At 67.4% G+C, this 26781-nt stretch carries 28 protein-coding genes; 15 read left to right on the forward strand and 13 right to left on the reverse strand.

The window, feature by feature from the left end; genetic code table 11:
* Positions 1 to 41: 41 nt before the first annotated feature.
* From glnK to DOM67_RS02235, 3 genes are all read right to left on the reverse strand, one after another.
* Positions 42 to 380, reverse strand: coding sequence for a P-II family nitrogen regulator (gene glnK, locus DOM67_RS02225; RefSeq protein ID WP_035476361.1), 339 nt, complete (start codon positions 378 to 380; stop codon positions 42 to 44).
* Positions 381 to 616: 236 nt separating this feature from the next.
* Positions 617 to 1867 (reverse strand): ammonium transporter, encoded by a 1251-nt coding sequence (locus DOM67_RS02230; RefSeq protein ID WP_110674057.1) that lies wholly within the window; start codon positions 1865 to 1867, stop codon positions 617 to 619.
* A gap of 28 nt (positions 1868 to 1895) precedes the next feature.
* Positions 1896 to 2234: a P-II family nitrogen regulator gene (locus DOM67_RS02235; RefSeq protein ID WP_035476366.1), complete on the reverse strand. Its 339-nt coding sequence runs from the start codon at positions 2232 to 2234 to the stop codon at positions 1896 to 1898.
* 283 nt (positions 2235 to 2517) lie between these two features.
* Between DOM67_RS02235 and DOM67_RS02240 the strand changes: the two genes are divergently transcribed.
* The 4 genes from DOM67_RS02240 (at position 2518) to rhtB (ending at position 6168) form a co-directional block, all read left to right on the forward strand.
* A complete protein-coding gene (locus tag DOM67_RS02240; RefSeq protein WP_110674058.1) occupies positions 2518 to 2838 on the forward strand; it encodes an accessory factor UbiK family protein in 321 nt (106 codons plus the stop codon).
* Positions 2839 to 3054: 216 nt separating this feature from the next.
* Entirely contained in the window at positions 3055 to 4578 is a 1524-nt protein-coding gene (locus tag DOM67_RS02245) for a YifB family Mg chelatase-like AAA ATPase (protein ID WP_110674059.1), read from the forward strand.
* 156 nt (positions 4579 to 4734) lie between these two features.
* Positions 4735 to 5349, forward strand: a complete 615-nt coding sequence (locus DOM67_RS02250) for an HAD family phosphatase (RefSeq protein ID WP_110674060.1) — start codon at positions 4735 to 4737, stop codon at positions 5347 to 5349.
* Between the two features lie 195 nt (positions 5350 to 5544).
* On the forward strand, positions 5545 to 6168 hold the full coding sequence (gene rhtB, locus DOM67_RS02255) for a homoserine/homoserine lactone efflux protein (RefSeq protein ID WP_110674061.1): 624 nt from the start codon (positions 5545 to 5547) through the stop codon (positions 6166 to 6168).
* Between the two features lie 16 nt (positions 6169 to 6184).
* Here rhtB and DOM67_RS02260 read toward each other — a convergent pair whose 3' ends face one another.
* The 3 genes from DOM67_RS02260 to DOM67_RS02270 are packed head-to-tail and all read right to left on the reverse strand — an operon-like array spanning position 6185 to position 8933.
* On the reverse strand, positions 6185 to 7363 hold the full coding sequence (locus DOM67_RS02260) for an aminotransferase class I/II-fold pyridoxal phosphate-dependent enzyme (RefSeq protein WP_110674157.1): 1179 nt from the start codon (positions 7361 to 7363) through the stop codon (positions 6185 to 6187).
* A 38-nt stretch (positions 7364 to 7401) separates the two neighbouring features.
* Positions 7402 to 7878 (reverse strand): hypothetical protein, encoded by a 477-nt coding sequence (locus DOM67_RS19725; protein ID WP_157958771.1) that lies wholly within the window; start codon positions 7876 to 7878, stop codon positions 7402 to 7404.
* A 38-nt stretch (positions 7879 to 7916) separates the two neighbouring features.
* Positions 7917 to 8933, reverse strand: coding sequence for an alpha/beta hydrolase (locus tag DOM67_RS02270; RefSeq protein WP_110674062.1), 1017 nt, complete (start codon positions 8931 to 8933; stop codon positions 7917 to 7919).
* Between the two features lie 254 nt (positions 8934 to 9187).
* Between DOM67_RS02270 and DOM67_RS02275 the strand changes: the two genes are divergently transcribed.
* Together DOM67_RS02275 and DOM67_RS02280 are read left to right on the forward strand one after the other, a co-directional pair.
* Positions 9188 to 11356, forward strand: a complete 2169-nt coding sequence (locus DOM67_RS02275; RefSeq protein WP_110674063.1) for a malate synthase G — start codon at positions 9188 to 9190, stop codon at positions 11354 to 11356.
* Between the two features lie 424 nt (positions 11357 to 11780).
* The gene (locus tag DOM67_RS02280) at positions 11781 to 12197 is read left to right on the forward strand and encodes a PaaI family thioesterase (protein WP_035476385.1); all 417 of its coding nucleotides are present in this window, start codon (positions 11781 to 11783) and stop codon (positions 12195 to 12197) included.
* 21 nt (positions 12198 to 12218) lie between these two features.
* Here the strand turns inward: DOM67_RS02280 and DOM67_RS02285 are convergent, their stop codons facing one another.
* Positions 12219 to 12617 carry a DUF423 domain-containing protein gene (locus DOM67_RS02285; RefSeq protein WP_110674064.1) on the reverse strand — a complete coding sequence of 133 codons (399 nt, stop codon included), beginning with the start codon at positions 12615 to 12617 and terminating at the stop codon, positions 12219 to 12221.
* Positions 12618 to 12883: 266 nt separating this feature from the next.
* Here DOM67_RS02285 and DOM67_RS02290 point away from each other — a divergent pair, with 266 nt between their 5' ends.
* The 4 genes from DOM67_RS02290 (at position 12884) to trmB (ending at position 16332) form a co-directional block, all read left to right on the forward strand.
* Positions 12884 to 14356 (forward strand): alanine/glycine:cation symporter family protein, encoded by a 1473-nt coding sequence (locus DOM67_RS02290; RefSeq protein WP_110674065.1) that lies wholly within the window; start codon positions 12884 to 12886, stop codon positions 14354 to 14356.
* Positions 14357 to 14515: 159 nt separating this feature from the next.
* Complete coding sequence (gene thiS, locus DOM67_RS02295; RefSeq protein ID WP_035476393.1) at positions 14516 to 14716, forward strand: sulfur carrier protein ThiS; 201 nt, start codon at positions 14516 to 14518, stop codon at positions 14714 to 14716.
* A 28-nt stretch (positions 14717 to 14744) separates the two neighbouring features.
* Positions 14745 to 15542, forward strand: a complete 798-nt coding sequence (locus DOM67_RS02300; RefSeq protein ID WP_110674066.1) for a thiazole synthase — start codon at positions 14745 to 14747, stop codon at positions 15540 to 15542.
* A gap of 64 nt (positions 15543 to 15606) precedes the next feature.
* Positions 15607 to 16332 (forward strand): tRNA (guanosine(46)-N7)-methyltransferase TrmB, encoded by a 726-nt coding sequence (gene trmB / locus DOM67_RS02305; protein ID WP_110674067.1) that lies wholly within the window; start codon positions 15607 to 15609, stop codon positions 16330 to 16332.
* A 152-nt stretch (positions 16333 to 16484) separates the two neighbouring features.
* Here trmB and DOM67_RS02310 read toward each other — a convergent pair whose 3' ends face one another.
* Entirely contained in the window at positions 16485 to 17426 is a 942-nt protein-coding gene (locus tag DOM67_RS02310) for a DMT family transporter (protein WP_110674068.1), read from the reverse strand.
* 93 nt (positions 17427 to 17519) lie between these two features.
* Between DOM67_RS02310 and DOM67_RS02315 the strand changes: the two genes are divergently transcribed.
* Positions 17520 to 18440, forward strand: coding sequence for a LysR family transcriptional regulator (locus DOM67_RS02315; protein WP_110674069.1), 921 nt, complete (start codon positions 17520 to 17522; stop codon positions 18438 to 18440).
* A 292-nt stretch (positions 18441 to 18732) separates the two neighbouring features.
* Here the strand turns inward: DOM67_RS02315 and DOM67_RS02320 are convergent, their stop codons facing one another.
* The gene (locus tag DOM67_RS02320; protein ID WP_110674070.1) at positions 18733 to 19653 is read right to left on the reverse strand and encodes an AEC family transporter; all 921 of its coding nucleotides are present in this window, start codon (positions 19651 to 19653) and stop codon (positions 18733 to 18735) included.
* An 87-nt stretch (positions 19654 to 19740) separates the two neighbouring features.
* Between DOM67_RS02320 and DOM67_RS02325 the strand changes: the two genes are divergently transcribed.
* The gene (locus DOM67_RS02325; RefSeq protein ID WP_157958772.1) at positions 19741 to 20313 is read left to right on the forward strand and encodes a hypothetical protein; all 573 of its coding nucleotides are present in this window, start codon (positions 19741 to 19743) and stop codon (positions 20311 to 20313) included.
* A gap of 202 nt (positions 20314 to 20515) precedes the next feature.
* Here the strand turns inward: DOM67_RS02325 and DOM67_RS02330 are convergent, their stop codons facing one another.
* Entirely contained in the window at positions 20516 to 21283 is a 768-nt protein-coding gene (locus DOM67_RS02330; RefSeq protein ID WP_110674072.1) for an FKBP-type peptidyl-prolyl cis-trans isomerase, read from the reverse strand.
* 88 nt (positions 21284 to 21371) lie between these two features.
* The gene (locus DOM67_RS02335) at positions 21372 to 21941 is read right to left on the reverse strand and encodes a TIGR02444 family protein (protein WP_157958773.1); all 570 of its coding nucleotides are present in this window, start codon (positions 21939 to 21941) and stop codon (positions 21372 to 21374) included.
* Between the two features lie 67 nt (positions 21942 to 22008).
* Here DOM67_RS02335 and DOM67_RS02340 point away from each other — a divergent pair, with 67 nt between their 5' ends.
* Positions 22009 to 23922 carry an ATP-binding cassette domain-containing protein gene (locus DOM67_RS02340; protein WP_110674073.1) on the forward strand — a complete coding sequence of 638 codons (1914 nt, stop codon included), beginning with the start codon at positions 22009 to 22011 and terminating at the stop codon, positions 23920 to 23922.
* 93 nt (positions 23923 to 24015) lie between these two features.
* Positions 24016 to 24246, forward strand: a complete 231-nt coding sequence (gene chaB, locus DOM67_RS02345) for a putative cation transport regulator ChaB (RefSeq protein WP_110674074.1) — start codon at positions 24016 to 24018, stop codon at positions 24244 to 24246.
* A 250-nt stretch (positions 24247 to 24496) separates the two neighbouring features.
* On the opposite strand, the gene DOM67_RS02350 is transcribed toward chaB, so the two are convergent.
* Both DOM67_RS02350 and dtd read right to left on the reverse strand, forming a co-directional pair.
* A complete protein-coding gene (locus DOM67_RS02350) occupies positions 24497 to 25273 on the reverse strand; it encodes an SDR family oxidoreductase (protein ID WP_110674075.1) in 777 nt (258 codons plus the stop codon).
* A 150-nt stretch (positions 25274 to 25423) separates the two neighbouring features.
* The gene (gene dtd, locus DOM67_RS02355) at positions 25424 to 25861 is read right to left on the reverse strand and encodes a D-aminoacyl-tRNA deacylase (protein WP_110674076.1); all 438 of its coding nucleotides are present in this window, start codon (positions 25859 to 25861) and stop codon (positions 25424 to 25426) included.
* 284 nt (positions 25862 to 26145) lie between these two features.
* On the opposite strand from dtd, the gene DOM67_RS02360 reads away from it, so the two are divergent.
* Positions 26146 to 26766, forward strand: a complete 621-nt coding sequence (locus DOM67_RS02360) for a TRAP transporter small permease (RefSeq protein WP_110674077.1) — start codon at positions 26146 to 26148, stop codon at positions 26764 to 26766.
* The last annotated feature ends 15 nt before the right edge of the window (positions 26767 to 26781 follow it).

Below are 26781 nucleotides of genomic sequence, written 5' to 3' on the forward strand. Positions count from 1 at the left end.
CGACGAGGGCTTTTTCGCGGTTGCGGGGTGAGCGCTTGCGCTTACACCGCGTCCTTGCCGGTCTCACCGGTACGGATACGAATCACCTGCTCCAGCGGCGAGACGAAGATCTTGCCGTCGCCGATCTTGCCGGTATTGGCGACCTTGGTGATGGCATCGATCACCTGGTCGCTCATGCTGTCGTCCACGGCCACTTCCAGCTTGATCTTGGGCAGGAAGTCGACCACGTACTCGGCACCACGATAGAGCTCGGTGTGGCCCTTCTGACGCCCGAAGCCCTTGACCTCGGTGACGGTGACGCCCTGCACCCCGATCTCGGACAGGGACTCTCGCACATCGTCCAGCTTGAAGGGTTTGATGATGGCGGTGACCAGTTTCATGGGGGAATTCTCCTCGCGTGCGTGGCGCTCTGTCTGAACGGATCGTCTCGTCGCGGTGTGCGGACGAGGCCTGTGCGAATGGGTGTAGCTCCAGGCTTGGCCCAGCCCTGGCCTAGCGCCTCTGACGACTGCCCGGCGACTCTCTCTATCTTAAACATACACCGCGATGGGCGGGAATGAAAAAAGGCCCCCCGAAGGGGGCCAGGGGAGCACGCCAGCTCACTCGGTGAATCGGCTCACTTCTTGCCGACATTGAATTCAGGATAGGCTTCCATACCGCACTCGGCGATATCGACACCTTCGTACTCTTCCTCTGCGGAGACGCGCAGTCCCATCACCGCCTTGATGATGCCCCAGACCACCAGACTGGCGATGAAGGTCCAGGCGAAGATCGAGGCAATACCCAGCAGCTGTGCGCCGAAGGACGCATCGCTATTGGAGAACGGCACCGCGATCAGGCCCCAGATACCCACCACGCCGTGCACCGAAATGGCGCCCACCGGGTCGTCGATCTTGAGCTTGTCGAGGGTGACGATGGCGAAGACCACCAGCAGGCCACCGACGGCACCGATCAGCGTCGCACCCAGCGCGGTAGGGGCCAGCGGTTCGGCGGTGATCGCGACCAGACCGGCCAGGGCGCCGTTGAGGGCCATGGTCAGGTCGGCCTTGCGGAACCACAGCTTGGCCAGGATGATCGCGGCGATCACACCACCGGCAGCGGCGGCGTTGGTGTTGACGAAGACCTGAGCGACCGCGTTGGCTTCGTCGACGTTGGAGACCATCAGCTCGGAGCCGCCGTTGAAGCCGAACCAGCCCAGCCACAGGATGAAGGTACCCAGCGTGGCCAGCGGCAGGTTGGCGCCCGGGATGGCGTAGATGGCGCCGTTCTTGCCGTACTTGCCCTTGCGTGCACCCAGCAGCAGCACGCCTGCCAGCGCGGCGGTGGCGCCACACAGGTGAACCACACCGGAGCCGGCGAAATCCTGGAAGCCGGCGGCGTCGAGGAAGCCACCGCCCCATTTCCAGTAGCCCTGAACCGGGTAGATGAAGCCGGTCATGACCACTGCGAAGGCCATGAACGCCCATAGCTTCATGCGTTCGGCCACGGCGCCGGAAACGATCGACATGGCGGTCGCGACGAACACCACCTGGAAGAAGAAGTCGGAGCGGGCCGAGTAGTAGACGTCGCCGCCGCTGCTCATCACGTCACTGACGCTGTGCTCGGCACCGATCAGGAAGCCCAGGCTGGGGATGACGCCGCCGCTCTCGCTGGAGTACATGATGTGGTAGCCGACCAGCAGATACATGGTACAGGCGATGGCATAGAGGACGACGTTCTTGGTCAGGATCTCGGTGGTGTTCTTGGCGCGCACCAGGCCGGCCTCGAGCATGGCGAACCCCGCCGCCATCCACATCACCAGCGCCCCGGTCACCAGGAAATAGAAGGTGTCGAGCGCATAGGAAAGTTGTACGACTTGATCGTTCATTCTGTGTGTCTCCTCGTTCCGCGCCGTTTTATACGGCGTCGGCCCCGCGTTCCCCGGTGCGAATCCGGATGACGTCTTCGAGTGGCGTGACGAACAGCTTGCCGTCACCGATCTTGCCGCTGTTGGCGGCCTCTCGGATGGCGTCCAGTACCCCGTCGACACGATCGTCTTCGACGGCGACCTCGATCTTCACCTTGGGCAGGAAGTCGACGACGTATTCCGCGCCGCGATAGAGTTCGGTGTGGCCTTTCTGACGGCCGAAGCCCTTTACCTCGGTGACCGTGATGCCCTGGACGCCGTTATCGGCCAGCGCCTCACGTACGTCATCGAGCTTGAAGGGTTTGATGATGGCGGTGATGAGCTTCATCCCTTGTCTCCCGTAGTCGGCTTGCGCCTGAACGGACCACGCAGAAGCCATGCCAGTTGGTGATAACGTCTTTACAATCATTCACTTATTTCTTGTCTTGAAGGTTGTCAGGTCTGCCATGGCGAGCGTGCCTCGGTTGTCCGCACCAAATTGATGCGCGGTGCGTGGTCCGCTGCACTGAGAAAGAGCGGCGGCCGGGCCATGGCGTCGGCAGGCATCCGGCGCGCGCCGGTGGCGCAGTTTGCGTATGCTGAAGGGCAGTCACGAATCAGGAGATCACACCATGTCGACACACGACCGTTTCGAGCGTCTGGCCAAGCAGCTCGGCGACAAGCTGCAGGGCGCCTCCCAGGCCCCGGGCGACATCCAGCGCAACGTCCAGGGGGTGCTGCGCGGCGCCATGGAGCGCATGGATATCGTCTCGCGCGAGGACTTCGACATCATGATGGACGTGCTCACCCGCACCCGGGAGCGGGTCGAGGCGCTGGAAACGCAGGTGGCGGCGCTCGAGAACGCCCTGCACAGCGAGCGCGCCTCCCAACCCGACACGGCGGCGCTGGCTGAGGACGATACCGACGGCAGCCGCGATGGCGCCCAGCCCTGAGTGGGGTGATGGTCAGCCTTGAGCGGGGTGATGGACAGCCCTGGGCGGGTTGATCGACACCCCTGAGCGGCGTCTTGACTCACCCGCGCTAAAGGGCCGGGCGGTAAAGGCGATAACAGGATAATCGGCCCCTTATCCTGTCCGGGCCGGCGGTGACGAGCCGCCGGTCCGCCTGTGTCCCGGGCATCCGCCGGGACGCGCCGTCACGGAGGCGACATGAGCCTAGCCATCGTGCGCACGCGCGCCAGCCTCGGGCTGGAGGCGCCGCAAGTGCTGATCGAAGTGCACCTCAGCAACGGCCTGCCGGGGGTGACTCTGGTGGGGCTGCCGGAGACCGCCGTGCGCGAGAGCCGCGAGCGGGTGCGCAGCGCACTGCTCACCGCCGGCTTCGAGTTCCCCACCCGTCGTATCACCCTCAATCTGGCGCCCGCCGACCTGCCCAAGGATGGCGGCCGCTTCGACCTGCCGATCGCGCTGGGGATCTTGATGGCCTCAGGCCAGATACCGGTAGAAGCGGCGCAGCAGCTGGAGGTGATCGGCGAGCTGGCGCTGGATGGCACGCTGCGCCCGGTCACCGGTGTACTGCCGACGGCGCTGGCTGCGCGGGCCGCCGGGCGGGGGCTGATCGTGCCCTCGGCCAACGCCGACGAGGCGGCGTTGGCCGAGGGGTGCCAGGTGTTCGCGGCGGCGCATCTGCTGGCGGTGGTGGGGCATCTGCTGGGCCGCGAGCGGCTCGCGGCGCACCAACTTGGGACACCGCCGCGCGCCGAGATGGTTCAGCCTGACATGGCCGATGTCAAAGGCCAGCACCAGGCGCGCCGGGCGCTGGAAGTGGCTGCGGCCGGTGGTCACAACCTGCTGCTGGCGGGTCCGCCGGGCACCGGCAAGACCATGCTGGCGAGCCGGCTGGCCGGCATCCTGCCGCCGCTGAGCGGTGACGAGGCGCTGGAGGTGGCGGCGGTGCGCTCGGTGTGCGGGCTCTCGATCATGGATCGCTGGGGCCAGCGCCCGTTTCGTAACCCGCATCACACCTCGAGCAGCGTGGCGCTGGTGGGCGGGGGCTCCAAGCCGCGCCCCGGCGAGATCTCGCTGGCGCATCACGGCGTGCTGTTCCTGGATGAGCTGCCCGAGTTCGACCGCCACGTGCTGGAGGTGCTGCGCGAACCGCTGGAGTCGGCCCAGATCCTGATCTCGCGGGCCAATCACCAGCGCCGTTTTCCGGCCCGATTCCAGCTGGTGGCGGCGATGAACCCGTGCCCCTGTGGCCACCTTGGCGATCCGCGCCAGCGCTGCCACTGCAGCCCGGCGCAGATCCAGCGCTATCAGTCGCGGCTCTCCGGGCCGCTGCTCGACCGTATCGATCTGCAGGTGGAGGTGCCGGCGCTACCGGCTACCCAGTTGACCGACCAGACGCCGGGCGAGTCCTCGGCCAGCGTGCGTCAGCGGGTGCTGGCGGCGCGCGAGCGTCAACGCGCCCGGGGCTGGCTCAACGCCCAGCTGCCCGGGCCCGAGCTGGAAGCTGCCTGTGCCCTCAGCGTGGCCGAGCGCGAGTGGTTCGCCGGCGTGCTGGACCGGCTCAAGCTCTCGGCCCGCGCCTACCACCGGGTGCTGCGTGTCGCCCTGACCCTGACCGATCTGGGCGAAGAGTCGCGGGTCGGGCGACCCCAACTGATGGAAGCGATCGGCTACCGTCAGTTGGACCGGCTGCTCAACGCTGGCGATCCGCTGCGGGGGGGATAGGTAGGTCTCGTCAGGCATGAGGCGTCACGCTCTGGTCTATGGGTTGTCATGAGCCGGGGGTAAGTTTCCGTCCAGCATCGGCTTGCTATCAGTTTTCATGGCTCAAGGCTGACTCAGGCGATGCCCGATACCTTCTCAACCAGGAACCGATCATCCATGGCAGCAGAGATTCAGCACATCGTCTTCGACATCGGCAAGGTGTTGATCCATTACGATCCGCACCTGCCCTATGCCCGGCTCATTCCGGACGAGGCCGAACGGCAGTGGTTCTTCGACCATGTCTGCACCCACGCCTGGAACATAGAGCAGGACCGCGGCCGCCGTTGGGAGGATGCCGAAGCTTTGCTGATTGCCGAGCATCCCGACCGGGCCGAGGAGATTCGCCATTTCCGTCGCTACTGGCACGAGATGGTGCCCCATGCCTATGACGACAGCGTCGCGCTGATGCTGGGGCTCATCGAGGCGGGTCACGATGTGACGCTGCTGACCAATTTCGCCGCAGACACCTTCGTCGAGGCGCGCGGCCGGTTTCCGTTCCTCGATCGGCCCCGCGGCGTCACCGTGTCCGGCGAAGTCGGCCTGATCAAACCCGATATCGCTATCTACGAAACCCACGCGACATCGTTCGGCCTCGATCCGCAAAAGAGCCTTTTCATCGACGATGCGCTGGTGAACGTCGAGGGCGCGCGCGCCGCCGGCTGGCATGCCGTCCATTTCACCGGCGCAGAGACGCTGAAGCGCGACCTCGCCGGCTACGGGATCAGGGCCTGACCTGCGTTGCCGATCGGGGGCCGCCGGTCGGTGCGCATCTGGACGCCATCGTTCGCGGCGCAGCGTCGGGTTGTGCACCCATCCTGAGCTGTCTTGTCTGGCGCCTGTGGCGAGCACATACGTGCCTTGGGTGTCGCCAAGCGGTCATTGCCCACCGGTAGACTAAATCCCCCCTACGATGGAGAGAGTAAGACGATGACCTTTGGCGTCTGGCTGACCTTTCTGCTGGCGGCTTGTCTGGTGAGCCTGTCTCCCGGCGCCGGTGCCATCAACACCATGAACAGCGGCATGACCCGAGGTATTCGCGCCACCCTGCCCACCATTCTGGGGCTGCAGCTGGGTTATGCGATCCAGATCCTGGTGGTGGCGGTCGGTCTCGGAGCGGTGTTGGCCTCTTCGACCACCGCTTTCCTGGTGATCAAGTGGATCGGGGTCGCCTACCTGGTGTGGCTGGGTATCCAGAAGTGGCGCACGAGCGGCGCGATCTCGACCCAGCGCGGCGCGCACCGAACCCCGCACCGGCAGTTCTGGCAGTCCGCGCTGGTCAATCTGACCAACCCCAAGGCGACGGTGTTTCTGGTCGCGCTGTTCCCGCAGTTTCTCAGCGCGGGCGAGCCAGGATCCCACGCCACCCAGCTACTGGTGATGGGGGCCACGCTGCTGGGGGTCGATATCCTTGTCATGGGCGGCTATGCGGCGCTGGCCAGCCAGTTCAAGGCCTTCATCACCTCGGCCACACGCATGCGCCTCATCAACCGTGTCTTTGGTTCGTTCTTCATCCTGGCGGCTGGGGTGCTGGCACTCTATCGTCGTACCTGAGCCGGAATCGAGAGGTTCAGCGCAGTGCCTCGGCGATGCCATCGAGCCGCCCCGGCACCAGGGCGTCTTCCAGCGCGCTGATCCGCAGCAGATGACCCAGGGCCGGATGCGCCGGGCGATGGATCAGGGTGCCCTCGTCGAGCAGACGGCGGTGCACGGCCGCGGCGCGCTCGGCGCTGTCGAGGCGCACGGCCACGAAGTTGGTGGCGCTGGGCAGCACCTCGGCGCCCTGCGCTGCGAGCCAGCCGGCAAGGGCCTCGCGCCGCTGGATGACCGCGGCGACATGGGCGCGGGTCTCCTGCGGGTTTGCCAGCAGGGTCTCGGCCGCCGCCTGCGCCAGCGACGAAACCGCGTAGTGAATCCTCACTTTCATCAAGACGGCCAGGATCTCCGGCGGGGCGATGGCGTAGCCGACGCGCAGCCCGGCCAGCCCGTGGGCCTTGGAGAAGGTGCGCAGGCGTATCACCCCCGGCCACACCGCACTCGCCGCCGGTGCCCAGGCGTCGTCGCGGAAGTCGTGATAGGCCTCGTCGAGCACCAGGGTGCAGTCGTCGGGCAGGGCGTCACGCAGGGCCAGGATGTCGGCGTCTTGGTGGAGATGGCCGCTGGGATTGTCAGGGTTGGCCAGATAGACCACCCGCGCGCCTTCGCGCACCGCCGCTGCGGCCAGGGCGTCGAGATCCGGCGCCAGGCGACCGGTGGCGCTGGCGTAGTCGACCTCGATCTCGCGGCAGCCGTGGCCGCGCACGAAGTAGCTCCAGGTGGGATAGGTGCCGGCGCTGGTGATCACCGGGCTGCCGGTGTCGCATGGTCCGGAATCACAGGGTCCAGAGTCACAGGGGCCAGAGTCACAGGGTCCAGAGTCACAGGGTCCAGAGTCACATAGTGCGCGCAGCGTCAGCGCCATCAGGCTGTCGGCACCGGCGTCCACCAGCAGGGCGTCGCGGGGCAGGTCGAGGGCCTGGCCCAGGCAGGTGCGCAGTGACCACGCCTCGGCGTCGCCGTAGGTACGCGCCAGGGCCGCGAGCTCGGGGCCGAAGCGGGCACTGAGCGCCTGGTGCGGCATGTCGAGCCCTTCATTGGAGCCGATCCGGTGCGGCAGCGCATGGCCGAGCCTGCGCTCCAGCGCGGGTAGCCCGGGGAAGGGGTTGTGCGGTCCATCCTGGGTGTCGAGGTGGCGGGCAAAGCGTGACATGGGCTCTCGGTCTGGCTGGAAATGAAATTGGAGATGGTTCAGGGCGCGCCGCGGGAGCCGGGCAGGGCGTCGAGATCGAGCGCGCCGCTGGCCTGCCACTGCCAGTGCTCGGACGGCGTGGCGACATGCGTCAGGTCGAAGCGTAGCCGGTAGGGTTGCAGGGTGCGGTCGCTCAGGGCCAGCGGCGGTGAGTCGGCGCTCAAGCTGGCCTGCAGCAGCCACTGGTCCGGGGTGGCGCCGTCGAGCTGTGCCGGCACCCAGTCGAGCACGTGGGGGGAGTCCTGCTGGCTCAGCAGGGCGCGCCCGAGGGCCTCGTTGAGTGCCGCGGCCGAGATCGGCAGGCGCGCGGCGACCTCCGCCGGACCCAGCAGCACGGTGATCGTCGGCGTACGCGCGGCGGGCCAGGGCGGTTTCTCCAGCAGCCCCGTGGCGGCGCTCGCCGCCAGGCCGCGCAGTGCCTGGCGCGGCGTCTCGGGGGCGCTCGAGAGGCCGCTGCAGGCGCTCAGCAGTGTCATCAGGCCAAGCCCGACGAGGGCTCTGGGCGCCCAGCGGCTCACGGTGTCGCTTCCGGGGGCTGTCCCGGCGGTGATGCCTGCGCCGCGTCTGGCGTGCCGGGATCGGCGAGAAAGCGGTCGAGCTGGCCGAACAGGGTGTCGCGGATGGCGGCGGACTCGTTGACCAGGTGGTGGCGCGCTTCGGGGTGGCGGATGATCTCGGCGCGGGGAAACTTGCGCTTGAGCGCCTTGAGATTCCAGCGCCAGTCGACCGTCATGTCCTGCTCGCCCTGCAGGATCAGCACCGGCAGCTCGGCCGGCGGGCGCTTGAGCAGGGTCGGCATCCAGCGGCGCATGGCACTGACCCAGGTCAAGGCCAGGCGGTCGTCCTGCAGCGGATCGTGCAGGCGCAGAAAGTCGGCGAAGGCGATATTGTTGGTATTGGGGCGGTACTTGCGCGGGATGGTATCGACGAACGGGCTGGCCAGGCTGTGCAGCCAGCGCGACTGATTCCAGCCCCAGGGTCGCACCAGCGGTGCCAGCAGCACCAGCGACTGCCACGGCGCCTCGCTACCGCGGGCCAGGGTGTCGGTGGCGACGATCGAGGCGCCGGTGCTCTGGCCGATCGCCAGCCACGGCCCCGGCGCCAGTTCGTGCGCCTGTATGGCTGCCTCGACGGCGTTGAAACAGAGCACGTAGTCGGTGAAGTCGTCGATGGTCGAGCGCGCGCCGCTGGAGAGACCGTGGCCGGGCAGGTCCCACAGCACCACCTGCCACTGCTGGGCCAGCAGGCGCGCGAGCAGATGGCCGTAGAGCCCCAGATGGTCGAAGTAGCCGTGGACCACGAACAGGGTGCCGCGCGGCGCCGGGGGGGCCCATACCTGGCACCACAGCTCGTAGGTCTTGCCCGCGTCACCCGAGGCGCTCAGAAAGCCGGCGTGGAGCTGGGTGCCGGGATGGACGTCGAGCAGCGGCGTCAGATGATAGTGGTCCAGGTAGGCGGCGAGTGGCGAGGTGCCGGGCGACGCGATACGGTGGATAGGACCGAGGGCCTTCAATGGCGAAAAGTCGAGCATGCGCGAGTCTCCTGAGGCCTCTCATGCTAACCGCCAGTGGCCTGCGAAACCATGACAGAGGTTACCGCGCACCGGCGTTGTCGCGCCGGTCTCGATGAGATGGACCAAGGTCGAACGAGACATCGTCGGCAGTGCGCTCTATCATGTGGGAATGATTTATGTGGAAATGATTTCCATAAACTGATTTCCGGGGCGCCGCCCGCGCGGCGCCCGTCTCTTCTGACGCCGGGCCGCGGCCCGCACTGGAGGCTAGTATGACGCAGCGTGTTTCCCACCACCGTCTGCAGGTGGCGACCGAGCTCGAACGCTTTCTCAATCAGGAAGCGCTGCCCGGTACCGGTGTCGATCCCGACACCTTCTGGCGCGGCTTCGATGCGCTGATCCACGAACTGGCGCCGCGCAACCGCGAGTTGCTCGCCGAGCGCGACCGGCTGCAGGCGGAGCTCGACCGCTGGCATGCCGAGCACCCGGGCGAGGTTCGCGACATGGCCGCCTACCGCCAGTTTCTCTCCGATATCGGCTACCTGGTCAAGGCGCCGGCCAGCGTGACGGCGAGCACCGCCAACGTCGATGCCGAGATCGCGCGCCAGGCCGGCCCGCAGCTGGTGGTGCCGGTGAGCAACGCGCGCTATGCGCTCAACGCCGCCAATGCGCGCTGGGGCAGCCTGTATGACGCGCTCTATGGCACCGACGTCATCGCCGAGAGCGACGGCGCCGAGAAGGGCAGCGGCTACAATCCCAAACGCGGCGAGAAGGTGATCGCCTATGCACGTAACGTGCTCGACATGGCGGCACCGTTGGCCACCGGCTCGCACCGCGATGCCACACGCTACCTGATCCGCGACGGCCGGCTGACGGTGGCGCTGGAGGGCGGGCGCGAGACCGGGCTTCAGCACCCCAGCCAGTTCGTCGGCTATCGCGGCGACGCCGCTGCGCCCGAGGCGGTGCTGCTCTCGAATCACGGCCTGCACCTGGAGATCCAGATCGATGCGAGCCACGCCATCGGCAAGACCGATCCGGCCGGGGTCAAGGATCTGCTGGTCGAGGCTGCGGTGACCACGATCATGGATTGCGAGGACTCGGTCGCTGCGGTCGACGCCGAGGACAAGACCCTGGTCTACCGCAACTGGCTGGGGCTGATGAAGGGCGATCTCGAGGAGCGCTTCGACAAGGGCGGCAAGACGGTCACCCGCCAGCTCGCCGCCGACCGCGAGTATACCCAGCCCGACGGCGGCAGCCTGACCCTGCCGGGGCGTTCACTGATGTTCGTGCGTAACGTCGGCCACCTGATGACCACGCCGGCGATCCTCGACGGCGACGGCAACGAGATTCCTGAAGGCATGCTCGATGCGGTGGTCACTGCGCTGGTCGCCATGCACGATCTGGCGCGCGACGGCGGCAACTCGCGCACCGGCTCGGTTTATATCGTCAAGCCGAAGATGCACGGCCCCCAGGAGGTCGCCTTCGCCGACGAGCTGTTCGCCCGCGTCGAGACGCTGCTCGGGCTGGCCGAGCACACCCTCAAGATGGGCATCATGGACGAGGAGCGGCGCACCTCGGTCAACCTCAAGGCGTGTATCGACGCCGCCCGCGAGCGGGTTGCCTTCATCAATACCGGCTTCCTCGACCGCACCGGCGACGAGATGCACACGGCGATGAACGCCGGGCCGATGTTGCGCAAGGGTGACATGAAGGGCAGCCGCTGGATCGCCGCCTACGAGCGCAGCAACGTGCAGATCGGGCTGGCCTGCGGCCTGCGTGGACGTGCCCAGATCGGCAAGGGCATGTGGGCGATGCCGGACCTGATGGCGGCGATGCTGGAGCAGAAGAGCGGGCACCCCAAGGCCGGTGCCAATACCGCCTGGGTGCCGTCGCCCACCGCTGCGGTGCTGCATGCGCTGCACTACCACCAGATCGATGTCGCCGCGATCCAGCGCGAGCTCGAGGAGCAGGGCGAGAGCGATCTGCTCGACGATCTGCTGACGGTGCCGGTGGACCCCCAGGCGGCCTGGAGCGCCGAGGAGATCCAGCAGGAGCTCGACAACAACTGCCAGGGCATCCTCGGCTACGTGGTGCGCTGGGTCGAGCATGGCGTGGGCTGCTCCAAGGTGCCGGACATCCATGACGTGGGGCTGATGGAGGATCGCGCCACCCTGCGTATCTCCAGCCAGCACATCGCCAACTGGCTGCACCACGGCATCGTCGACGAGGCCCAGGTGCGCGCGACGCTGGAGCGCATGGCCAAGGTGGTCGACGAGCAGAACGCGCATGATCCGGACTACACCCCGATGACCTCGCACCTGGCCGACTCCAGTGCCTTCCAGGCGGCCTCCGAGCTGATCTTCAAGGGGCGCGAGCAGCCCTCCGGCTACACCGAGCCGCTGCTGCATCACTGGCGCGCGGTGGACAAGGCCAAGGGCTGAGAACGCATTGCCAAACGCCTGTATGGGCGTCGGGGGCACGGCGAAGCGAGGGTCCTTTGCCAGGGATGGCAAAGGTAGCGCCCAGGGATGGGTTCACAGCGCCCTCGCAATGCCTTGCTACCGAGTCAGCCCATCCCAGCCACCGGTGTGAAAGAAACACTAGGTAAAGCCGGCAACCGCCCGATCTCGACGCCAGCGACCCCGGTCGCTGGCGTCGGTGTTATTGGGGGCAGCGAGTGCGCGGCGGCGAGTGTGGGGCGGCGCTACGGTCGCGATGATCGTCGGTATGATCTTAGGGACAGGCCAGAGCGCCTGGCTGTGCCTGGTGCGCGGCTTGCGCTATCTTGGGCGCAACGTTCTCGAGCGTCCTGTGCCTGGGCATGAGGTCCGGCGTGCCGAGAACCGCTGCCCGGGGGAGAGTTCGATGACCGTGATGACCGCCGCCGAGATCGAGGATTACCTCGACGACGTCTTTCCACATCGCCAGGGGACCATCGAAGCGGTCGACCATATGCGCGCCACCATGAGCCTGGCGATCGAGGACGAACATCTGCGTCCCGGCGCCAGCGTATCGGGGCCGTCGATGATGGGGCTGGCCGATGTCTGCCTCTATGTGGCGATCCTGGCCGAGATCGGCCCCGAGGCGATGGCCGTGACCAGCAGCCTCAACTGCCACTTCCTGCGCCGCGCCCGCGGCGACCGCGACCTGATCGCCAATGCGCGCATCCTCAAGCTGGGCCGCCGCCTGGCGGTGGGGGAGGTGCAGCTCTTCTCCACCGGCGACAACGACCCGGTGGCGCTGGTCACCGCGACCTATGTGCTGCCCGACCGCGACGACTGAGACCCGGCCCCGGGCCGAGTCTCAGGCCGGCGCCTGCTGGCGCCAGGCGGCGATTGCCAGCATCACCCAGCCCGCCATCAGCAAGAGTCCGCCGAACGGGGTGACGACGCCCAGTGCGGTGATCCCGCTCAGGGTGAGCAGGTAGAGCGAGCCGCTGAACAGCACCATCCCCGCGAACCACAGCACGACCGCCGCGAGCTGACCGCGCAGCGGCCGCTGCGCGCGCCACGCCAGCAGCGCCATGATCGCCAGGGTGTGCCAGGCCTGGTAACGCACTGCGGTATGGAAGACCTCGAGATAGCGTGGTGAGAGGCGATCGGCCAGGGCGTGGGCACCGAAGGCGCCGGCGACCACCACCAGCAGGCCGCTGATGGCCACGCCGACCCAGGCGCCGCGCCCGGGACTACACTTTTGGGGCATGTTGCGATTTCCTTGCGCTGACTATGCTGTAAGGCACTCCCGAGGTATCAGGCCAGGTGCCGGCAGCTGGCGGCGTATGCCTGCGACGCCAGGGCGGGAGATTTTCTGCGGAGTTCGTGCGCGTTGCAGGCGGCTTCGATGAGCGGCCCTGCCCGCCACGCGGCGCGGGCCGCGATTTGACGCTTGTCAGTCTAGCGCGTAAAAAGCCGCTTCGGCAGCCGTCTCGGACGGCTCGGCGTCACCGCTTTCCACCAAGGATCTCCGAAATGGAATTCATCGACACGCTCCGTGACGCGATTTACGCGATCATGAATCCGATCAGCAATTTCGTCTGGACCTATATCCTGCTCTACCTGCTGCTGGGGGCGGGCATTCTGTTTACCGTGCTGACCCGGGGCATGCAGTTCCGCCTGTTCGCGCACATGGCCAAGGTCACCTTCACCAGCCGCGGTTCCGGCTCCGGCGTCAGCGGCTTTCAGGCCTTCGCCACCTCGCTGGCCGCCAGGGTCGGCACCGGCAATCTGGCCGGCGTGGCGATCGCCCTGTGGGTCGGCGGCCCCGGCGCGATCTTCTGGATGTGGATGACCGCCCTGGTGGGCTTCGCCACCTCGTTCGTCGAGTCGACCCTGGCTCAGGTCTACAAGCAGCGCAATGCCGATGGCGTCTACCGCGGTGGGCCGGCCTACTATATCGAGCGGGCGCTGGGGCAGCGCTGGATGAGCGTGCTGTTCGCGATCTTCCTGCTCATCGCCTATGGCCTGGCGTTCAACGGCGCCCAGTCCAACACCATCGCCCAGGGCATGGCGCAGGCGTTCTCGATCCCCAACTGGGTCACCGGCCTGGTGCTGGTGGCGTTCACCGCGCTGGTCATCTACGGCGGGCTCAAGTCGGTGGCGCGCACCGCCGAGAAGATCGTGCCGATCATGGCCATCGGCTACTTCCTGGTGGCGCTGTGGGTGCTGCTCTCCAACCTCTCCGAAGTGCCGGCGATGCTGGCGCTGATCGTCAAGAGCGCCTTCGGCTATGGTCCGGCGGTGGGCGGTGCCGTGGGCTATACCATCAAGATCGCGATGGAGAACGGCATCAAGCGTGGCCTGTTCTCCAACGAGGCGGGCATGGGTTCGGCGCCCAACGCCGCCGCCCAGGCCGACGTCAAGCACCCGGCAGCGCAGGGGCTGGTGCAGTCGTTCGGGGTGTTCATCGATACCCTGGTGATCTGCAGCTGCACCGCGGTGGTGATTCTGCTCTCCGGGGTCTACGAGCAGCTGATGACCACCTCGCCGGGCAAGGATATCGTCGGTATCCAACTGACCCAGGATGCCATGGTCGATCACCTCGGCAGCTTCGGCGAGATCTTCATCGCCATCGCCATCCTGCTGTTCGCCTTCACCTCGATCATCGCCAACTTCTCCTACTCGCAGATCAACATCGAGTATCTGTTCAAGCGCCATGCCAAGAGCGCGGTATCGGTGCTGCGTATCGCCGTGCTGGCGATGGTGATGATCGGCTCGATCGCCAAGCTGCAGTTCGTGTGGGACTTCGCCGATCTCGCCATGGGCCTGATGGCGACCACCAACCTGATCGCCATCCTGCTGCTGTGCCCCATCGCCCTGCGCGTGCTGCGTGACTACGAGACACAGCGGCGCCAGGGCGTGCGCGAGCCGACTTTCGATCCCAAGGGGGTGCTCAAGCGTCCCGAGCAGGTCGAGGCCGACGTCTGGCCGCGCCGCGACGACTGAGACGCGCCATGCACGCTTGCCAGCCGGCCCCAGGGCCGGCTTTTTGTTGGCGCGCGTAGCGTCCGCGGCGGGGCTGACGAAGCGGTGGCGCGGGCGTGCCGTGTCCGGCGCAAGACGCTACAATACGCCCCCACGACTGGAGACCTCTGGAGCGTCGTCATGCAGATCCAGCTCAACGGTGAACCCCACCAGCTCGATCACGACCCCACGCTCGCGCGCCTGGTCGAGGCGCTGGGCCTGGGCGGGCGCCGTGTCGCCATCGAGCTCAACGAAGAGATCGTGCCACGCAGCCAGCATGCGCAGACCGCGCTTGCCGAGGGCGACCGCGTGGAGATCGTGCATGCCATCGGTGGCGGCTGAGCGCCGTCACGTCTATCAGGAGTCACGCATGTCGCAGCTGATCGAGGACACCCCGCTGACGGTCGCCGGCCGTCGCTTCCACTCCCGCCTGCTGGTTGGCACGGGCAAGTATCGCGATTTCGACGAGACCGCGGCCGCGGTCGCGGCCAGCGGGGCCGACGTGGTCACCTTCGCCGTGCGGCGCACCAATCTGGGCCAGGACGCGGCAGCGCCCAATCTGCTCGACGTGATCTCGCCCGAGCGCTACACCCTGCTGCCCAATACCGCTGGCTGCTACACCGCCAAGGATGCGGTGCGCACCTGCCGTCTGGCGCGGGAGCTGCTCGATGGCCACAACCTGGTCAAGCTCGAGGTGCTCGGCGACGAGCACACCCTCTACCCCAACGTGGTCGAAACCCTGGCCGCGGCCGAGACGCTGGTCAACGACGGCTTCGATGTCATGGTCTATACCAGCGACGACCCGATCGTGGCCAAGGAGCTCGAGCGTCGCGGCTGCTGTGCGGTGATGCCCCTGGGTTCGCTGATCGGCTCCGGCAACGGCCTGCTCAACCCGGCCACGCTGCGGCTGATTCTCGAGCAGGCCGAGGTGCCGGTGCTGGTGGATGCCGGTATCGGTACCGCTTCTGACGCCGCCCTGGCGATGGAGATGGGCTGCGCCGGGGTGCTGATGAACTCGGCCATTGCCCATGCCCGGCAGCCGGTGATGATGGCCGGCGCCATGCGCAAGGCGATCGAAGCGGGGCGCGAGGCGTTCCTCGCCGAGCGCATGCCGCGCCGCGACAGCGCCAGCCCCTCGTCGCCGTTCGCGGGGCGTATCAACCCCTGACCTGCTTATGTCCGCCGCCCACGCGGCGGGCCTCTTTCACCGACCAAGACGATAGCCACGCCGCATGACCGACAAGCCGACGGACCCCACCGACATCGCCACCGACACCCCGCATCAGCGCGGCATCAAGAGCTATGTGCTGCGCGCCGGGCGCATGACCGCTGCCCAGGAGCGGGGCCTCAAGGAGGTCTGGCCGCGCTGGGGGCTGACCCTGGATGCCGGGCTGCAGGACCCGGTGGTGCTGTTCGGGCGCGACGCGCCGCGGGTGGTCGAGATCGGCTTCGGGATGGGGCAGTCGCTGGTCGAGCAGGCCGAGACTCACCCGGAGACCGATTTCATCGGTATCGAAGTGCACGCCCCCGGCGTCGGCAAGCTGCTCGACGAAGCCGACAAGCGTGGGCTCACCAACCTGCGGGTCTATCGCGAAGACGCCCTGGCGGTGCTGGCTCAATGTCTGCCGGCGGAGAGCATCGATACCCTGCAGCTGTTCTTCCCCGACCCCTGGCCGAAGAAGAAGCACCACAAGCGACGGATCGTGCAGCTGCCGTTCGTCGAGCTGGTGCGTACCCGGCTCAAGCCTGACGGCACCCTGCACATGGCCACCGACTGGGAAGCCTATGCCGAGCACATGGCTGAGGTGATGGCGGCGGCGCCGGGCTATACCAACACCGCCCCCGCGGAGAGTGCGCCATACGTGGCGCGACCCGCCTTCCGTCCGCTGACCAAGTTCGAGAGCCGCGGCGAGCGTCTGGGACATGGGGTCTGGGACCTGATCTTTCGCCGCGACTGAGCCGCTAGGCTCTGTAGGAAAACTACCTGCGCTCGGCAATACGGCGTTAACAATCGGCTGGAGCGCCAGCCCGGTCCGTTTTCGCCGATGTTTGCCTTGGCTACGCGCCCCGGTCTGGCCGTCGCTCGCTGACTTTTCTTACCAATCCTAGCTCAGGCGCACTCGCCGCCTCCGGGGCGGCGCGGATAGTGCGCCGCGCCGCGGGTGTGGCGGCCGCTGCGCTGGGCGAGCAGGGCCAGTGCCACCCCGGCCAGCGCCAGCGCCATGCCGCCGAGCTGCAGCGGCGCCACGTGTTCGCCGAACATCCCCGCACTCCACGCCAGGGTCACCGGTGGCGTCAGGTAGATGGCGCTGGAGACCGCATTGACGCCGAGACGCCGCAGGCAGACGGTAAAGAAGCCGTAGCCGCCGAAGCTCGACAGCAGCACCAGCCAGCCCAGCGTCTGCCAGGTCAGCAGCGCGCTGCCGGGTAGCGCCAGGCCCCCCGTGCTTGCTGCGGCCACACCGAAGATCAGCGCCGCCGCGCTCAGTTGCGCGGTCAGCGAAGCCGCCAGCCCCAGCCCCGACGGGCGCCGGGCGGCGAGTACGCTGCCCAGGGTCACGCTGATCACCGCCAGCAGCGGCAGGGCATAGGCCCCACCACCGGCGCTGCCTGACCCCTGCCAGTCCCCCGCGACGCACAGCACCACGCCGCTGCCGGCCACGCCCAGGCCTAGCCAGGCCGCCGCCGGCAGCTGCTCGCGCAGCCATAGCGTGGCGATCGCCGCCGCCAGCAGCGGCTGCTGGGCGGTGATCAGCGCAGTGACGCTGGCGCTGACGCCCTCGCCGATGGCGAGCATCACGCACAGCAGATAGCCCCCCATGGTGAGAGCACCGACCGCCATCTCGCGCAGCCAGGCTGACAGCGCCAGCGGGCGCCGATCGAGAAGACGCCACCACAGCGCGGCCAGTGCGGCGGCGATGACGAAGCGCCAGGCGAACAGGTCCAGCGCGTTCAAAGGGGCGCGGCTGGCCAGTTCGCTGCCAATGAAACCTGAGCTCCAGCAGAGAACGAAGCCGGTCATCAGGGCTGCGTTCAGCGTCGCGGTGCGCATGCCAACTCCTCCTCTCGTCCCGGGGCGATGCGGCTTGAGTCTGGACGCTATGCAGGCTTCAATGAATCGAATAAAAATCGACAAGGGTTCAATATGTTTGAAGTCGGATCGACGCTCGACCTGGAGCTGTTGCGCACCTTCCAGGTGGTCGCCCAGAGCGGCTCACTGGCGGCCACCGCCGAGGTGCGCCATCGCACACTGAGTGCCATCAGCATGCAGATGAAGCGGCTGGAGACTGAGCTCGACGTGCGTCTGCTGGAGCGTGGGCCGCGCGGCGTGACCCTGACCGCCAGCGGCGAGCTGCTGCTGCGCGAGGCGCAGGCGTTGCTGCGGGCACACGACACCCTGGTCAGCCGCTTCAGTCGCGAGCGTCTGAGCGGGCGCGTGCGCCTGGGTATTCCCGAGGACTATGCACGCGAGCTGCTCGACGACACTCTGCCGCAGTTCATGGCACGCCACCCGGGCATCCTGCTCGATGTCACCACCGACACCAGCGGTCGGCTGGCACGGGGGCTGCGGGCGCGGCGTCTGGATCTGGCGGTGGTGCTCGACCACGCCGCCGGGCTGGAGGGTGGCGAGACTCTGTGGCACCCCACGCCGGTCTGGGCGGGGCCGGCCCAGGGCGCGCTGCACCAGGAGGCGATCGTGCCGCTGGCGGTGCATCCGGCGGAGTGCCCTTATCGCCAGCTGGCGGCCGATGCCCTCGATGCGGCGCAGCGGCCGTGGCGGGCGATCTTCACCAGCACCAGCATTCACGCGGTGGAGAAGGCGATCGAGACCGGCATGGCGATCGGGGTGCTCGATCGCGAGCGGGTGACCGGCGCCATGCGCGCGCTGGATGAGAACGACGGTCTGCCTGCACTGCGGCGCTGCGTGGCACGCCTGCACTTCTCCCGCACCATCGCTGCCGCCTCCCAGCCCGCGGTGGAGGCGCTGGCGGAGCTGCTGCGTCAGCGCCTGAGCGGGCGCGGGCCGTGGCAGTGGGATGCCCTGAGCGCGCGCAGCCCCGGCTAGGCACTGCCTGACCGCGTCGACTTGTCAGACTGAGCCTGGCGTTGCCACCCCGCAGGAGGCGTATCCGTCGCAGCGACGGCCCGAAGGGTGGGCGCCAGGGATGACGGCCATAAAAAAGGCCGCCCTGGGCAGGGCGGCACTAAGGACCGTGACTAGCTTGATGAGGAGATAACCATGGCAGGAACCTGACATTCCTGACGTTGGTCAGTGGCGTTTGGCGACGCCACAACTCAAAGGTAATCATTCTCATTTGTGATTGCAAGCGAAACGAGAATCTTTTTTATTTGGGTGCTCAGCCGACCCCGAGCAGTGGCAGCAGCAGCGGCAGTGAGAGCATCGCCAGCAGCGTCTGACCGGTGATCGTCGCCGCCATCAGCTCGGCGTCGCCGCCCAGTTGGCGCGCCAGGATATAGGCGGATGTTGCCGTCGGCAGGGCGGCGAACAGCAGCACCACGTCGCGCTCGATGCCGGAGAGACCCGCCAGCGCGGCCAGTGCAGCCACTACCAGCGGCGTGAGGATCAGCTTTAGCGCACTCGAGGTCCAGAACGCCCGCCCGCCGCGCCACAGCGCCTGCGGGCGCAGCGCCACGCCCACGGCGACCAGCCCCAGCGGCAGCGCGGCGCGTCCGAGCAGTTCCACGGCGGCCGCGCTCCAGCCGGGCAGGCCGAGGCCGCTGAGATTGAGCGCGACCCCCAGCAGGCAGGCCAGGATCAGCGGATTGCGTGCCAGTGCCAGGGCGCTGCGGCCCAGGCTGGCGCGACCGAGGGTGCCGCTGGCGATGAACGCCAGCACGCAGAGCAGATTGGCGGTAGGCACCATCAGTGCCACTGCGACTGCGGCCACGGTGGTGCCGGCGCTGCCGTGCAGGGCTGCAGCCCCGGCCACCCCGACATAGGTGTTGAAGCGCACCACGCCCTGGAAGGTGGAGGTGAAGGCGGCGGCCTCCAGCGCCAGGTACCGGCGCGACAGCCACACCACCAGCGCCAGCGCCAGCATCCCGCCGAGCAGTGCCACAGCCAGGCGCAGTACCGGCACCTGGGCGACATCGGCATCGGCCAGCGTCGCCACCAGCATGGCGGGGAACAGCAGGTAATAGATCAGGCGTTCCAGCTGGGGCCAGAAATTGCCGCCGGGAAAACGTGCCCAACCCAGGCCCGCACCGAGTAGAATCAGAAGGAAAAGCGGGCCGAGTGCCCCTGCGATATCGCTCATCTAGCGTCCTGAGTGTGGTTGTCGTCACGCTGCCTCGAACAGCTATGATAGCGATCCCCTCTTTTTGCCGGGAGCCCCGTCACGTCCATGGCTGTTTATGACGAAGACACTGCGCGGCCACGCATGCTCACGCTGCTGATCGGTGTCACCCTGGCGACCATCGTCGTCGCCCTGTGGTATCTGCTCGACTACTATCTGCGCGAGTCCGATAGCGAGGTCACCTGGTACCCGCCAAAGCATGGTTGCGTGCTGCTCGACGGCGGTTGCCAGGCCGGGCTGGGGCTCGACTCCGGATTGAGCTATTCGCTGCGCGAGGCGTCCGGGCACGACGGTCTGCGCTTCGAGGTCGATGTCTACGGGCTGGCGGCGAAGCAGGTCTACGTGGAGTTCATCGGACGCCACATGAACATCCGCTCCCAGCGCTTCACTCTGACGCGACTGCCGGGTAAGGGCGAGCGTTTCGTCGGCTTCGGCGATCTGGGGTTGTGCAGCGCCTACGTGGAGGCATGGCGCGCTCAGGTAGTGGTGGTCAGCGACCATGGCCTCAAGGGCAGTTGGTTCGACTTCGACAGCGCCGGGCTGGCCGATGCGCTGTCGCGGCGCGAGGCCACGCGCCGCGCCGGTGAAAAGGACTGCTTGTGGACGCAGACGCCGGCCTAGACCATGTCTGAAAAGTCCTGCGCTTGCCCATCCGGCGTTAAAAATCGGCTCCAGATGCTCATTTACACTGCGTAAATTGGAACGCCAGCCCGGTCCGCTCTTTCGCCGATTTTTGCCTTGTCCGGCCTTCGCTCGTCGACTTTTCCAGACGCCGGCCTGAGGGCCGGCGTCCGAAGAGGCAGGGCGGGATTGAGAGAGCGGCTTACTGGCTGTCGCTGCTCGCCTTGGCATCGCTGCCCTTGGCCGCCTTGTCGCCCTTGGCGTCACCCTCGTCCGGGTTGATGCCGAGCAGCTCGACCTTGAACTGCAGCGCCTGGTTGGGACCGATCGGGCCACCGGTGCCGGCCGCGCCGTAGGCCAGGTCGGAGGGCACGGTGATCAGCCAGGTGTCGCCGACGTGCATCATCTTGAGCGCTTCCTGCCAGCCCGGGATGACCTGGCCGACCTTGAACGAGATCGGCTCGCCGCGCTTGTAGGAGCTGTCGAACACGGTGCCGTCGGGGAGCTTGCCTTCGTAGTTGACCTTGACCGTGTCGTCGTCGCTGGGCGAGGCGCCGTCACCGGACTTCAGCACCTGGTACTGCAGGCCCGAATCGGTGGTCTTCACGCCCTTCTTCTTGGCGTTCTCGGCGAGGAAGGCTTCGCTCTTCTTACGGTTGGCGTCGGCGACCTTCTTCTGCTCGGCCTTCTGCTCGGCGATCTTCTGCTGCTGGTACTGGGTCAGCGCTTTGCTGATCTCATCGTCACTCATCTGCAGCTTTTGATCGCCGTAGACGTCACGAATCGCTGCCGCGAAGGCGTCGACATCCAGATTCTTGACGTCCTGCGACAGACCCTGGCCCAGGGTGGCGCCGATGCTGTAGCTCAGCTTGGCCTGGTCGCTATCGAGGTCGACCTTGTCCTGGGCGAAAGCCGCCAGCGGTAGAGTCATCATGCTGCCGATCGCGACGGCGGTTACCAAACGTTTCATGCAGTCTCCTTGGGGAGTCGGGGTTGAAGCCGATGCTGGCTCAGAGTGAAAACGCCTCAGGCATCGGTATAGCGCTGCTGTTGGGACTCTAACAGCTGGGGTTTGGTTCCGCATCCGGCGTCGCAGCCAGCCACAGCGTCAGCAGTGGCTGTAACGTCGCGTAAGCCGGTGGTGCCGTGTCAGCGTCTGCCATCGGCGCCTGTGCCCGCGTCGGCGTGGCCCAGGTGGCGCATAGCGCCAGCGCCGCGGCCACCCGGTCGTGCGGCGCCGTCAGCTCGCTCGCGGCGCTGCTCCGGCGGCTCGGCAGTTCGGCCAGACGGGCCAGGGTTTCGCGCTCTGCCAGCAGCTCCGCCTGCTGCAGGCGCTGGCGCAGCTCGCTCAGACGTGGGCGGGTCTCCAGCGTCGGCTTGAGTTCACGCCGACGCCGGCGCAGCGGCCGGGTCATCGTCTCTTGCCAGTGGCGTACCCCGGCCAGCCCCGGGGCCGCCTCGGGCGCGGGCTCGCGGCGCTGCTCGGCGAGCCAGGCGAGCCACAGCAGCTCGCACACGTCGTAGCCGTGGTCGTCCTGCAGGCTCAGGCAGCGTGCCTGGGCGCCGGGGCGGGCATAGCGTGCCAGGGCGAAATCCCACAGGGCGTCCGCGGCGTCGGCGGTGGTCATCGGCACTCCGTGTCGGCGGCGTTGGCTGATAGAATGAGCGCCCATTCGATGCGCTCTGGAGCCCGGCATGATTGCATTCCGCCAACTCGCCCTGCAACGCGGCACGCGCCGGCTGATCGAGGGTGCCGACCTGATGCTGCACGAGGGCCACAAGGTGGGCATCGTCGGCGCTAACGGGGCCGGCAAGTCGAGCCTGTTCGCGCTGATCCGCGGTGAGCTCGGCGCCGACGCCGGCAGCGTCGAGATTGCCGGCGGCAAGCGCATTGCGCACATGGCGCAGGAGGTGTCGGCGATCGAGCGCGCCCTGGTCGAGTTCGTGCTCGACGGTGACGTCGCCCTGCGCCAGGCGGAGCAGGCGCTGGCAGCGGCCCAGGCCGCGGGCGAGCATGATCGCGAGGCGGCGCTGCACGGCCAGATCGAGGCGCTCGACGGCTATACCGCGCGGGCCCGGGCCGAGCAGCTGCTGGCCGGGCTGGGCTTCGCCCAGAGCGACCTCTACCGTCCGCTGGCAGACTTCTCCGGCGGCTGGCGCATGCGCGTGGGGCTGGCCCGGACCCTGTTCACGCCGTCGGAGATCCTGCTGCTCGACGAGCCCACCAACCACCTCGATCTCGATGCGCTGCTGTGGCTGGAGCAGTGGCTCACCCGCTACCCCGGCACCCTGATGCTGATCTCCCACGACCGCGACTTCCTGGATGCGGTGTGCGACCACATCCTGCATATCGACCAGGCGCGGTTGACTCTCTACCGCGGCAACTACAGCGCCTTCGAGCGCGCCCGCGCCGAACGCCAGGCCCAGCAGCAGGCCGAGTTCGAGAAGCAGCAGGCGCGGCGTGCCGAGATCGAGCGCTTCGTCGAGCGCTTCCGGGCCAAGGCGACCAAGGCGCGTCAGGCCCAGAGCCGGCTCAAGATGCTCGAGCGCATGGAGACCATCGCCGCGGCGCGTGCCGACTCGCCGTTCCGTTTCGAGCTGCCCTGCGCCGACAAGATCTCCAGCCCGCTGCTGTCACTGGATCGCGCCGATCTCGGCTACCCGGAGTCACGCATTCTCGAGGGGGTCAATGTCTCGATTCTGCCCGGGGAGCGGATCGGGCTGCTCGGCCCCAACGGCGCCGGCAAGTCGACCCTGATCAAGACCCTGATCGGCGAGCTTTCGCCCCAGGCGGGTGCGCGGGTGCCAGGGGAGAACCTGGTGGTGGGCTATTTCGCCCAGCACCAGCTGGAGCATCTCGACCTCGGCGCCACGCCCTTCACCCATGTGCAGCGTCTCTCGCCCACCGCCAGTGACCAGTCGATCCGCGACTTCCTGGGCGGCTTCGGCTTCCGTGGCGATGACGTCTTCGGTGATGTGTCGCGCTTCTCCGGGGGCGAGAAGGCGCGGCTGGCGCTGTCGCTGGTGGCATGGGAGAAGCCCAACCTGCTGCTGCTCGATGAGCCCACCAACCACCTCGACCTGGATATGCGCGAGGCGCTGGCCGAGGCCCTGGCGGCCTATGAGGGCGCGGTGGTGATCGTTTCCCACGACCGCCATCTGCTGCGTGCCAGCGTCGATCTGTTCTGGCGCGTGGTCGACGGTCGGGTGACCCCGTTCGATGGCGATCTCGATGACTACCACCAGTGGCTCAAGGTGCGCGAGAGCGAGCAGCGCCAGGCCGCCCGCGACGAGCGTCGCCCCAGCGACAGCGGCGACCGCAAGGCGGCGCGGCGTGCCGCCGCCGAACTGCGCGAGCAGACCAAGCCGCTGCGCAAGCGCCGGGACGCCGCGGAAAAAGCGCTCGAGCGCGCCCAGGGCGAACTCTCCGCCCTGGAGACGCAGCTCGCCGATCCCACGCTCTACGACGCCGCGCGCAAGGAGGAACTGACCCGACTGGTGCGCGAGCAGGGTGAATTGCAGGGGCGGGTCGAGGCGCTCGAAGCCGAGTGGCTGGCGGCGGAGGAGGCGCTGGAGACGCTCGAGGCCGAGCTGCAGACGGCCTCCTGAGGCGGCCCGCAGGCGGGCCTGTCGTGGGCTGGCGTTGACACCGCTGCGGCGGGGCTACACTGGAAGTCGCACTCGACAGCCAGGTGAAGACCCATGCCCTACGACAGCCGTGACGACATTCCGGAGAGCGCGCGCAAGGTACTGCCGCCCCATGCTCGCACCATCTACAAGGAGGCGTTCAACAGCGCCTGGGCGCAGTACAAGAACCCCGAGGATCGCCGCGGCGACAGCTCCCGCGAGGAGGTCGCCCATGCTGTGGCGTGGAAGGCCGTCGAAGCCAAGTACGCCAAGGGCGACGACGGCAAGTGGCATCCTAAGGAGTGACGCTGCCCCGCCGAGTGCAATGGATTGCCGTCCGGCTTAGAGGGTGTTTACAAATTCGACGAGCGAAGACGAGACAAGGCGAAATCGGCCGAAAAGAGGACCGGGCTGGCGTTCCAGTTTACGTGGTGTAAATGAGTACTTTACTCGCTCCGCTCGCCCTTCGGGCCGTCCTTCGGACGTTCTGAACTTCGTTCAGTGAGGTCGATGTCAACGCCGTATCGTCAAGTGCAGGCATTTTGTTAACACCCTCTTACTCGGCGTAGATCATCTTCCTGGTCATCCCCCCATCGACACTGATGTGCTGCCCGGTGATGAACCCCGCCTTGTCGCTGGCCAGAAAGGCCACGGTGGCCGCGACGTCCTGCGGCTCGCCCACACGCCCCACCGGATGCTGCGCGCGGTCGATGTCGCGGTGCTCGGGGTGAGTGCGCTTGGCCGCCTTCTGCCACGGGCCGGTCTCGATCCAGCCGGGGCAGATCGCATTGACCCGAATCTCCGGCCCCAGGCTGACCGCCAGCGCGTGGGTCATTGCCAGCAGCCCGCCCTTGGCCGCGGCATAGGATTCGCAGTGGGGCTCTGACTGCAGCGCGCGGGTCGAGGCGATGTTGACGATCGCACCGTGACGCTGACGCAGCCCGGGGATGGCGGCGCGGGTACACAGGAAGGCGCCGGTCAGGTGACTCTCCTGCCAGCGGCGCCAGTCGGCCAGCGCCAGCGTCTCCAGCGGTCCGCACTCGGGATCGGCGAGACCGGCATTGTTGACCAGCAGGTCGAAGCCGTCGGCCTTGCCGTGCTCCTGTTGCCAGCCGTTGATATGGGTGAACGCCTCCTGCAACTGCAGCTCGTCGCTGACATCGACCGCCATCGCCAGCAGCGGTGCGCTGGCGTGCGCTTCGTCGAGTTCGGCGACCGCCTCGGGGTCGCGATCCAGGGCGGCGACGCGCCAGCCCTCCGTCAGCAGCAGCTCGACCGTGGCGCGGCCGATGCCCTGGGCGCCGCCGGTGATGATGGCGAGCGGTGTGGTCATGTGTTGGCTTCCTCTGCGTGGCGGCCGTGGCCGCGTTCCCTGTTGCTATATGTTGCTATTGTGCGGTGTGGCACCGTCGAAGTGCCGTCGTTGTCTTCGCGGCTGTGCCGGGCCAGGGATGGCCCGGTATGAGTGGGGCCACGACAGTGCTCAGGTCTCCAGCAGAAAGGTGACCGGCCCATCGTTGAGCAGCGAGACCTGCATGTCGGCGCCGAACTCGCCGCTGGCGACCTGCGGCCAGGCGGCACGTGCCTGATCCAGCAGGTAGTCGAACAGCTCGCGCCCCAGCGCCGGCGGCGCGGCGCTGGAGAAGCTCGGCCGCAGCCCCTTGTCGGTGGCCGCCACCAGGGTGAACTGCGACACCAGCAAGAGCCCACCCTCGGCCTGCTGCAGGTTACGGTTCATGCGCCCCTCGGCGTCGCTGAAGACGCGATAGTGGAGCAGCTTGTGCAGCAGGCGATCGGCGCGGGCGTGGTCGTCATCGGCGGCGACGCCGACCAGCGCCAGCAGCCCGTGGTCGATCGCGCCGACGCGCTCGCCGTCGACCTCCACGCTGGCGTGGGTGACGCGTTGAATCAGGGCTCGCATGGTATGGCGGGGGCTCCATCAGGGGACACTGAACGATATCGAAGCTTAGCACCGCTTGGCATCGACGGCAGCGCGTGTACCTCAGTCTCGAATTGGTAGAAACGCGGCTCGGCAAGGAGTTGCGTGGCAGACACCCGGGTTTACGCGTTAACCTTGGATACGCGCCCCCGCAGCCCTGGTGTCGCGCCTCGTTCTCCGGTGACGTATTCGCAGGGGGCGCAGGTGGTGGGCTCCGAGGTGCGGCGGCGCGGGCAATGACTTCCCTCCACAACAAGGACAACGTCATGAACTCGACTTCTGCCAAGCGCGACGAGCAGCGTTCTCGAGGCGGGTTTATCGGGGCTCTGCTGGCGTTCGATCGGCTGTTGGGTCTGCTCGAGCGCGTGGTGATCGGTGGCTGCATTCTGGCCATGGCACTGCTGATGAGCGCCCACGTGGTCGGCAATCTTCTGTTCAGCCAGGGTATCGCCGGCACCTACGAGATCACCGAGATGCTGATCGTGGTGATCACCTTCGTCGGGGTGAGCTACGCCGCCCGCCACGCCCGCCACATCAGCATGTCCGCGATCTACGACCAGCTCGGCGGTCGCGCGCGCAAGGTGCTGCTGATCGTGATCTCGCTGGGCACGGCGCTGTTGATGTTCTATTTCTGCTTCAAGTCCCTCGAGTACGTGGTGGCGCTGCAAGAGCGTGGTCGCACCAGCGCGGCGCTGCACATTCCCTTCTGGATGATCTATACCGCACTGCCGATCGGCTTCGTGCTGGCGGGTATTCAGTATGTACTCACCGCGGTGCGCAACATGATCAGCCCCGGCGTGTGGCGCTCGCTGACCGAGCGCGAGGGCTACGATGACAGCGTATTGGAAGACGCGGCCGCCGAGCGTACCGCCGACACCCAGCCGTGAGACGGGCAGCGCAGG

The sequence above is a fragment of the Salinicola sp. RZ23 genome (genome assembly GCF_003206675.1).
Taxonomy (GTDB): domain Bacteria; phylum Pseudomonadota; class Gammaproteobacteria; order Pseudomonadales; family Halomonadaceae; genus Salinicola; species Salinicola endophyticus.